The 695-nt window shown below is 34.1% G+C and carries 1 protein-coding gene; it reads left to right on the top strand.

All coding sequences use genetic code 11. The features are described from left to right. Window positions 1–677 (top strand): hypothetical protein (locus D3H64_RS10255; RefSeq protein WP_158589253.1); only part of this gene is annotated, 677 nt, incomplete at its 5' end. Window positions 678–695: the final 18 nt, after the last annotated feature.

The raw sequence follows: 695 nt of genomic DNA, 5'->3' as shown, positions 1-695 counted from the left end.
TAGGTACTTTACCTAGTTTTGGAAAATCTGCTCCAATTCAAGTGGATGATATGACCTTTAATGGCTTCGTTTATATGAATTTGGAGAAAAAAGGAGCAGATATTGCTAACTTAAGTGACCGTATCAACCGTAGTGAAGAAGATCTGAAAAAACATATGGATAAGCAAATCCGTTTAAAAAAAGACCCCTACTTTAATGTAGAGGTCAGCGATGTTCAATATTTAACAGGATATAGTCGAAAAAACGATAAGATAGCGGAAAGCTTTAAATTGAGTGGCCTGTTTGGATTAATTTCAAATGTTGAGGATTTGAGCGCAAAAGAAGCCTTGGAAATCTATCGTAGACGAGACTTAATTGAAAAACACTATGATGATATGAAGAATCACCTAGAATTTAACCGTTTTAAGACGCATCATCAAACTTCAACAGACGGGAAGTTCTTTATTGGATTTATCGCTCAAATTATTTTAGCCTACATGACTAATCAACTGAGCTATTGTAAAAAAGCTCCTGTAGTAACTATTGAGGGTTTGATCACAGAAATGGATAAAATCCAAAGGATTAAACGCAAAGATGGTAGCGTTCGATTAACTACTTTTACTCGTAAGCAAAAGGACATCCTTGAATTATTCAACATTGACATCAACGATTATATAAATGAGCTTGTGAAAAATTAAATGGTGGACAAATTTTGG

Source organism: Atopobacter sp. AH10 (genome assembly GCF_003664595.1).
GTDB lineage: Bacteria > Bacillota > Bacilli > Lactobacillales > Aerococcaceae > Atopobacter.
The sequence above is the reverse complement of the archived record's forward strand: the minus strand, read 5'-3'. Positions and strand labels throughout refer to the sequence as shown.